9 protein-coding genes are annotated in these 8,800 nt (G+C 56.6%); all 9 read right to left on the bottom strand.

Annotated features, from left to right (window positions below; translation table 11 throughout):
- On the bottom strand, positions 1-799 hold a 799-nt coding region (locus ABYA77_RS11470), incomplete at its 3' end, for an urease subunit alpha (RefSeq protein ID WP_372966110.1).
- A 141-nt stretch (positions 800-940) separates the two neighbouring features.
- A complete protein-coding gene (locus tag ABYA77_RS11465; RefSeq protein ID WP_372966109.1) occupies positions 941-1,252 on the bottom strand; it encodes an urease subunit beta in 312 nt (103 codons plus the stop codon).
- A gap of 10 nt (positions 1,253-1,262) precedes the next feature.
- Positions 1,263-1,565 carry an urease subunit gamma gene (locus ABYA77_RS11460; protein WP_372966108.1) on the bottom strand — a complete coding sequence of 101 codons (303 nt, stop codon included), beginning with the start codon at positions 1,563-1,565 and terminating at the stop codon, positions 1,263-1,265.
- 41 nt (positions 1,566-1,606) lie between these two features.
- Positions 1,607-2,518: an urease accessory protein UreD gene (locus tag ABYA77_RS11455; RefSeq protein ID WP_372966107.1), complete on the bottom strand. Its 912-nt coding sequence runs from the start codon at positions 2,516-2,518 to the stop codon at positions 1,607-1,609.
- Entirely contained in the window at positions 2,515-3,213 is a 699-nt protein-coding gene (urtE, locus tag ABYA77_RS11450) for an urea ABC transporter ATP-binding subunit UrtE (RefSeq protein ID WP_372966111.1), read from the bottom strand. The genes ABYA77_RS11455 and urtE overlap by 4 nt, the downstream gene beginning before the upstream one ends.
- Positions 3,214-3,230: 17 nt before the next feature.
- Positions 3,231-4,055, bottom strand: coding sequence for an urea ABC transporter ATP-binding protein UrtD (gene urtD / locus ABYA77_RS11445; RefSeq protein WP_372966106.1), 825 nt, complete (start codon positions 4,053-4,055; stop codon positions 3,231-3,233).
- Entirely contained in the window at positions 4,052-5,191 is a 1,140-nt protein-coding gene (urtC, locus tag ABYA77_RS11440; protein ID WP_372966105.1) for an urea ABC transporter permease subunit UrtC, read from the bottom strand. Before urtC ends, urtD begins: the two co-directional genes overlap by 4 nt.
- A 3-nt stretch (positions 5,192-5,194) precedes the next feature.
- On the bottom strand, positions 5,195-6,799 hold the full coding sequence (gene urtB / locus ABYA77_RS11435) for an urea ABC transporter permease subunit UrtB (protein ID WP_372966104.1): 1,605 nt from the start codon (positions 6,797-6,799) through the stop codon (positions 5,195-5,197).
- Between the two features lie 73 nt (positions 6,800-6,872).
- Positions 6,873-8,171, bottom strand: coding sequence for an urea ABC transporter substrate-binding protein (gene urtA, locus ABYA77_RS11430; RefSeq protein WP_372966103.1), 1,299 nt, complete (start codon positions 8,169-8,171; stop codon positions 6,873-6,875).
- Positions 8,172-8,800 lie beyond the last annotated feature (629 nt).

Below are 8,800 nucleotides of genomic sequence, written 5' to 3'. Positions count from 1 at the left end.
TGCAGCGGCCTTTGAATGCTGCGAGGGTGTCTTCCACGAAGCCGGATTCGTTCAGGGTGTCGGTGTGGATGGCCACCTGGATGTCGTACTGGTCAGCCACGGTGAGGCAGTTGTCGATGCTGGCCGGGGTGGTGCCCCAGTCTTCGTGCAGTTTGAGGCCAATGGCACCGGCTTTTATCTGCACTTCCAGTGCTTCTGGCAGGCTGGCGTTGCCCTTGCCCAGAAAACCGATGTTCATGGGCAGGCTGTCTACTGCCTGCAGCATTTTACCCATGTGCCAGGCACCGGGTGTGCAGGTGGTGGCGTTGGTGCCGGTTGCCGGGCCGGTGCCGCCACCCAGCATGGTGGTGATGCCGCTCATGAGGGCTTCTTCCACCTGTTGGGGGCAGATGAAGTGAATGTGGGGGTCAACGCCGCCGGCGGTGAGGATTTTGCCCTCACCCGCGATGATTTCAGTGCCCGGGCCGATCACTATGTCGACGTCTGGCTGGGTGTCCGGGTTGCCGGATTTGCCGATGGCGGCGATGCGGCCTTTCTGGATACCCACGTCTGCTTTGACGATGCCCCACCAGTCAAGGATCAGGGCATTGGTGATCACTGTATCCATCACTGCATCGTCGCAACGCTGGCTCTGGCCCATGCCGTCGCGGATCACTTTGCCGCCGCCGAATTTTACTTCGTCGCCGTAGTGGGTGTGGTCTTTTTCCACTTCAATCCACAGTTCGGTGTCGCCAAGGCGTACACGGTCACCTACGGTGGGGCCGTACATGTCGGCGTAAGCTTGCCTTGTTATTTTCATGCTATCCCTCATTAGTTGGCTTGGGTGCAGGAGCAAGCGGGAATGACTTTCCAAAACACGCTCCTTGCGGCACATCCCTGTGACGCTTGGGCTCCGCACAGTTTTGGAAAGTCATTCCCACTCGCTCCTCTGAGTCCTCTGCTAGCCGTTCAACTTACCCATGACTTCACCCCGGAAACCGTAGATTTCACGATTACCCGCAAACGGAATCAGCGTGACCTGCCGCGACTGGCCCGGCTCGAAGCGAATGGCGGTGCCGGCTGCTATGTCCAGCCGGTAGCCTTTTGTCTGTTCACGGTCGAAAATCAGAGCGGGATTCGCCTCGGCGAAGTGATAATGGGAGCCAATCTGAACCGGGCGATCGCCCGTATTGGCCACTTCCAGCATGATGCGAGGGCGACCGGTGCAGAGTTCGATGTCGCCATCTTTGAGTTGGTACTCTCCGGGAATCATAGCGTCTTCCTCAAACAATGGGGTTGTGGACGGTGACAAGCTTGGTGCCGTCCGGGAAGGTGGCTTCCACTTGCACCTCCGGGATCATGTCGGCGATGCCGTCCATGACGTCTTCACGGGTGAGGATTTCGGTGCCGGCGCTCATGAGTTCGGCCACGGTGCGGCCTTCGCGGGCGCCTTCCATGATTTCAGCGCTGATCAGGGCGATGGCTTCGGGGTAGTTCAGTTTCAGGCCTTTGGCTTTGCGGCGTTCGGCCAGCAGAGCGGCGGTGAACAGCAGCAGTTTGTCTTTGTCTCTGGGCGTTAATTCCATGGTGTATAACTCCGGTTATCGCTACTCAATTCAACGGGTGTTCAGGTCAGCCAGATACGGGGAACGCTGGCTGGCTGGCCGGTCAGTTCTGGCCTGAGCAATTCCCAGGCTTGCTGGCATAACGCCCAGGCTTCGTTTCTTTCCTGCCCCAGATAACGCAGCAGCAACACGCCTCGGCGCCGGGTAACCGCCCACCGGTGGCTGGCCGGCAGGCGTTCCCGGAGTTCTTCAAGAGCGGCGGCTTCGTCGTCCAGCCCGACAACCCACAGGGTGGCCTGTACGGTGGCGCCGCCCTGGCCCCAATGGCCTTTGAAACGGCTGTGGGTTGGGTCCATGGGCTGGCGTTCGAGCCACAGCGGGCGGCCATTCATCTGCAACCGGAAACTCTGCTCCAGATGCCCGGACACAAACGGCAGTTTGCTGGCCGGGCGACCAAGCGCCAGGATTTCCCAGCCGATGCACCGGGCACCTGTCGCCAGTTCGATAGTGGTGCTCTGTTTGCCCCGTGAACCGTCGAATGCAAGGGTTTCCTGGGGCAGGTATTCGAGAATGCCGTTCTGGGCCACCTGCAAGTGGGTATGCTGGCCCCAGGCAACGCCGTGGCTGTCGGCTTTATAAAGCTTGGCGGCAGCCGGTGTGGTCAGCAGCGCGTGAGCCCCCTCACCGACCGAGGCTTCAATACGCAGTTCGTCACCGCTGACCAGCCCGCCGGGCGGGTGCAGCAGGTAAACGTGACAGCAACCGTTGCGCCCTTCCGGGTAGAAAGGCCGCTGAACCCTTAAAGGGCCGTGGTGTTTGCGGCGTACCAGGCGGGTAACCGGAACGCCCTTGTCTTTGTCTCTCGCTTCAAAACCAAGAGACAGGCTGGCCGCCCAGTGCCGCTCCCGGTCAAACCTGTGCCCAGACGCACACGCAGGTTGCTGAAAGGGCTCTAATCGCTGAAGTACCGTCATACCGTCAGGTGCGTCTTGATAAGTGCATCTGTCAGCCCGGCAATTTCGCCTTCCGCCACGCGACGGCCCCGGTCAAGAATGGCGAAACGGTCGGCATATTTACGGGCAAACGGCAGTTTCTGCTCCACCAGCAACACGGTGAGCCCGTCTTCTTCAATCAACTTGCGGATAACTTCGCCAATCTGGGTAACGATGTTGGGCTGAATGCCTTCCCCCGGTTCATCCAGAATCAGCAGGCGGGGCTCTATCACCAGCGCCCTGCCAATAGCGAGCTGCTGTTGCTGACCACCGGAAAGGTCTCCACCCCGGCGGTGTTTCATTTCCTTGAGCACCGGGAAGAGTTCGTAGATGCGTTCGGGGATTTTCTTGCTGCCGTCTTTTCTCACTGCCAGGCCCGTGCGCAGGTTTTCTTCTACGGTCAGCAGGGGAAAGATCTGCCGGCCCTGGGGCACATAGCCGATGCCAAGACGGGAGCGGTCTTCGATTTTCTTTTTAGTCAGCTCAATGCCTTCGGCAAACATGAGGCTGCCGTTTTTGACGCTTTCCTCACCCATGATGCATTTCATCAGAGTGGTTTTGCCTACGCCGTTACGGCCCATCACGCAGGTGCACTGGCCCTGAGGTACGTCCAGGTCAAGATCCCAGAGGGTGTGGCTTTCACCGTAATACTGGTTGAGCTTGTCGACTTTCAGCATCAGGTTTTCAACTGGCATCAGGCTTCCTCCCCGAGATACACCTTGATCACTTCCGGATCGTTAGACACCTCGTCCATGGTGCCTTCCGCCAGCACGCTGCCCTGATGCAGAACCGTCACCTTGCGGGCGATAGAGCGTACGAACCCCATATCGTGCTCAACCACCACCACAGACTGTTTACCAGCAAGACTCGTCAAGAGTTCCGCAGTGCGCTCCATTTCCTGTTCCGTCATACCGGCAACCGGCTCGTCCACCAGCAGAAGACGTGGCTTCTGCATCAGCAGCATGCCGATTTCCAGCCACTGTTTCTGGCCGTGGGAAAGGATGCCCGCCGGTTTGTCCCGCAACGCCTGCAGCTTAATCATGTCCAGCACTTCACCTATGCGCTCCCGGTGTTCCGGCTTCATAATGGCGGTGAGTGTTGGCCAGATACGTTTGTCCGCTGCCATGGCCAGTTCGAGGTTTTCGAACACCGTGAGGGCTTCAAACACGGTGGGTTTCTGAAACTTACGGCCGATGCCCAGGCTGGCAATGTCCGGCTCGTTCATAGTCAGCAGGTTGTGACGGCTGCCAAACCACACAGAACCGTTATCCGGGCGGGTTTTACCGGTAATGATGTCCATCATGGTGGTTTTACCGGCACCGTTGGGGCCAATAATGCAGCGCAGTTCACCGTCGTCGATGGTGAGGTTGAGGTTGTTGATGGCTTTGAAGCCATCGAAGCTTACGTTTACATCCTCCAGATACAGAATCGGGCCGTGGCGTACATCAACCGGCGATTTGACCGGCTCCAGGAATTCAAATACCCGTTCCCGGTTGGTCAGTTGCTCAAGCATGCTCATACGGTAGCCTCCTGTATGGCCGGAGCGTTATCCGTGTCTTTGGTTTTTCCGTCCTTGCGCAGCAAACCCGCAATGCCTTTGGGCAGGAACACGGTAACCAGTACGAACAACGCCCCCAGAGCAAACAACCAGGCGTCCGGCATTACACCGGTGAATACCGTTTTGGCGTAGTTCACCAGAATGGCGCCAATAACCGCCCCGTAGAGGGTTGCACGGCCCCCCAGGGCCACCCACACAACAATTTCAATGGAGAACAAAGGCGAGAATTCGCTGGGATTGATGATGCCCACCTGAGGCACATACAAGGCACCCGCCACTCCGGCCAGCATGGCGGAAACAGCAAATACGAACAGCTGCACCCGCTCTACCCGATAGCCAAGAAACCTCGTGCGAGCCTCTGCATCCCGGCAGGCAATGCTTACCCGGCCAAGTTTGCTGGTGACGATGCCCCGGCACACCACATATCCCATAGCCAGCGCCACACCGGTGGCAATGAACAGCCCCAGCCGAGTGGCATCACTGCGCAAATTGAACCCGAGAATGTCCCGGAAGTCGGTCAGGCCATTGTTGCCGCCGAAGCCCATTTCATTACGGAAGAACGCCAGCATCAGCGCAAAGGTCAGCGCCTGGGTGATGATCGACAGATACACACCCGTTACCCGGGAACGAAAAGCCAGAAAGCCGAACACCAACGCTAATAAACCCGGCGCCAACAGCACCATGATGAACGCAAACCAGGCCATGTCGAAGCCGAGCCAGTACCAGGGCAACTCCTGCCAGTTCAGGAACACCATGAAGTCGGGTAAAACCGGGTCACCGTAGGTGCCGCGATCACCAATCTGGCGCATCAGGTACATGCCCATGGCGTAGCCACCCAAGGCGAAGAACGCACCGTGGCCCAGGCTGAGAATACCCAGATATCCCCACACCAGGTCTACAGCCACCGCCAGCAGGGCATAACACAAATATTTGCCCAACAGCGTCACGGTGTAGGCACTCACATGCAACGCGCTGTCCTGTGGCATGAACAAGTGCAGAAAGGTAACCAACATCAAAGCGCCGAACAGCACGCCAAGGAAAATCTGTGTCGAACGCTCCTGAAACGGTCGGAACAGCCAGCTTTGTGATGAAGCCATAACTCAGCCCTCCGCCGCCCGGCCTTTTTGGGGGAACAACCCCTTCGGCCGTTTTTGAATGAACAGGATGATCATGACTAGCACCATAATCTTGGCCAGCACCGCCCCCACCCAGGGTTCCAGCACCTGATTGATGGTGCCCAGCGTAAGCCCGGCAACCAGGGTGCCCCAGAGGTTTCCAACACCACCAAACACCACCACCATGAACGAATCGATGATGTAGTTCTGGCCCAGGTTCGGCCCTACGTTGGTGATCTGAGACAACGCCACACCGGCCAGGCCAGCCACACCAGATCCCAAAGCAAAGGTCAGAATGTCAACTTTGGTGGCTTTAATGCCCATAGAGCGCGCCATGGTACGGTTCTGGGTAACCGCACGTACTTCAAGGCCCAGACGGGTTTTACGCATAATCAGCATCAGGCCCGCGAACACCACCAGTGCAAAGCCGATCACATAAAGGCGGTTCAGAGTCAGAGACAGCGCCTCGTTTACCATGATCGAGCCGCTCATCCACTCCGGCGTGACCACCGAGCGGTTAAGAGGAGAAACCAGTGTGCGCACCAACTGCTGAAGAATCAGGCTGATGCCAAATGTAGCCAACAAGGTTTCCAGCGGGCGTCCTTTGAGGTATTGGATAACACTGCGTTCAATAGCAATGCCCGCCAGCGCAGCCACCAGAAAGCCAGCCGGAATAGACAGAATTAACGCTAACCCGGGCTGACCAGGAAACAGCTGTTGCATGCCCCAGGTGGTGTAAGCCCCAAGCATGATCAACTCGCCATGGGCCATATTAATCACCCCCATCACGCCAAAGGTGATGGCCAGGCCGATAGCAGCAAGTACCAGAACAGAACCAAGTGAAAGGCCGAAATACAGAGTTTCAGCCACACGGTTCATCTTCAGTTTTTGTTCAATGCTATCGAGGGCTTTACCCGCAGCCGCTGCAAGGGCAGGATCGTCGCTGTTGCTGGCATTGTTCAATGCGGCACGGGCCTGTGAATTCAGGCTGCCAGAAAGCACTTCAACCGCGTCGATATCCCCCTGTTCCAGCTGAAAAATGGCCAGAGCAATGCTCAGCATATCGCGCACGGCAGGGCTGTTTTCCTCCGGCAGACGCTGCTCTATCTGGCCTGCCAGAACGCTGTCCACTTCGCCCAAAAGGTTTCGGGCTGCGGCCAGTCGAATCTCGGGGTTGGGCACGGTCAGGTCGATGACCGATAAAATGCCATCTACTTCACTGCGCAGTGTGTTATTTACACGAACGGTTTTCAGCTCTCGTCGGGAAACCTCACCCAGATCCTCACCATTCAGGGCACTGGTGATCTGCCAGTTCCGGCCCACGTTATTCACAACAATAACGGTGGCACCGGTACTTTTAACGCTGGCGAGCTTGCCATTGGCGAAGGCTTCCAGCCAGCCTCGGGCGCGCTCGTCACCGCTTTCCGAAATCTTTTTCAGCACATCAGCCTTCTCAGCGTTGCTGGCTTCTACCAGCCGCTGCAACAAAGCCTGTGCTGCGTCGTCCTGCACCTGGGCAGTCACTACCGGGGAGCCAAGAGCAAGGCTCCAGACGAACATCAGCCCCGCGAGCAATCGAAAGATGCTCATGATTCATTCCTGTTGGCGTTGAAATGACACTCGAAAAGCCGGGCAGACCCTTCAGTCTGCCCGGATGGAACACTTAGTTAGTTGCAGCGTCCGCAGAGCCACCACACTTACCAGTAACGACGTTGAAATTGCCGCAGCTCATTGGTGCCCGCCAATCACTGATCAGGTCTTTGGACCCGGGCAGGAAGTCAGACCAGGCATCGCCTGCCACGGTAGACGGAGTTTCCCAAACCACAGAAAACTGGCCGTTGTCCTGAATTTCACCAATCAGTACCGGTTTGGTGATGTGATGATTCGGCATCATGGTGGCGTAGCCGCCGGTGAGGTTAGGTACGCTGACACCAATGATGGCGTCTTTCACCGCTTCTACATCCGTTGTGCCGGCTTTCTTCAATGCCTCAACATACATATTGAAACCGATGTAGTGCGCTTCCATCGGGTCGTTGGTTACCGCTTTTTCGTCACCTTTGTAGTCCACCCAGGCGTCGATAAACTCATAGTTGTCATCGTTATCCACGCTCATGAAGTAGTTCCAGGCGGCCAGATGCCCTACAAGAGGGCCGGTATCAATGCCTGCCAGTTCCTGTTCTCCCACGGAGAAAGCAACAACCGGAATGTCGGAAGCAGAAATGCCCTGGTTACCCAGTTCGCGGTAGAAAGGCACGTTGGCATCGCCGTTGATGGTCGACACCACAGCCGTTTTCTTACCGGCACTGCCGAATTTTTTGATGTCGGAAACGATAGACTGCCAATCGGAATGACCAAACGGCGTGTAATTAACCATGATATCGCTGGCGGCCACGCCTTTGTCTTTCAGGTAGGTTTCAAGAATTTTGTTGGTGGTGCGCGGGTATACATAATCCGTACCCGCCAGTACCCAGCGTTCAACGCCAATATCGTTCATCAGGTAATCCACAGCCGGAATCGCCTGCTGGTTGGGTGCCGCACCAGTGTAGAACACGTTTTCTGAAGACTCTTCACCCTCATACTGAACCGGGTAGAACAGCAGGCCATTCAGCTCTTCCACGACTGGCAGAACCGATTTACGAGACACAGATGTCCAGTTCCCGAAAATCACATCAACCTTTTCTTTTTCCAGCAGCTCCCGTGCCTTTTCAGCAAACAGAGGCCAGTTTGAAGCCGGGTCTACCACAACCGGTTCCAGCTTACGGCCCAGCACACCGCCAGCTTCATTCTGTTTTTCAATCAGCATCAACATGGTGTCTTTCAGTGCGGTTTCACTGATGGCCATGGTGCCAGAGAGCGAATGCAGCACGCCCACCTTGATAGGGTCTTCCGCCGCCATGGCGTGGAAGGAAACAGACAATGCCAATGCAGAGAGGCCCAGCTTCACGTGTTTCTTGATGCTCATGTTGAACTTCCTTTTCGTTGGGTTCGGAGTCGTCAAACGCAGTCAAACAGGTGCACCTGCCGTTCCAACTCAAACAAAACCCAAAGAAAAACAGCAACTTACCAACAATATCATTCAGCCAAAGGTGAGATATGGCCTGTCATCGCGCAATCCCGGCCTGATTTTGGTGCTCAAGGGCAGTCTGTGCCCTGTTTTGGTGCAAAAGACCCGGCGTCACCCAGCCCGGCACAATGGCTCTGCCAGACAGCCACACCGAAAAACTCACAAAGCGTGTAGGAGATCTCTCACATGCACGGAGGCAAAAGTCCGATTATGAATCCTCTCTTCCTGCGTAGAATGGTTGTCGTCAGGGATGACAAGCCAGTACAGGTATTGGCTCAGGGATGGATACTCCACGGATTATGGAGTTAGCCAACGGATCATGGCTTACAGGGATGACCCAGGGACGAAGTGCACAGGACGATGCACCGCCAGACGGATCAGGCAAAGGTCAGCCACGGAATGTCGGGGCCCTATGGATGGTGGCTCCTTCCGTGCACTGATCGCACAGCCGTTGTAACTTCCTATAACATGGCCACTCCAGCACGCCTGTATCCGGTGGCTGTCTCTCCTGACTTGTTCATAACCCA

Source organism: Marinobacter sp. (assembly GCF_041595835.1).
Taxonomy (GTDB): domain Bacteria; phylum Pseudomonadota; class Gammaproteobacteria; order Pseudomonadales; family Oleiphilaceae; genus Marinobacter.
This window is presented reverse-complemented; position numbering and strand designations above follow the sequence as displayed.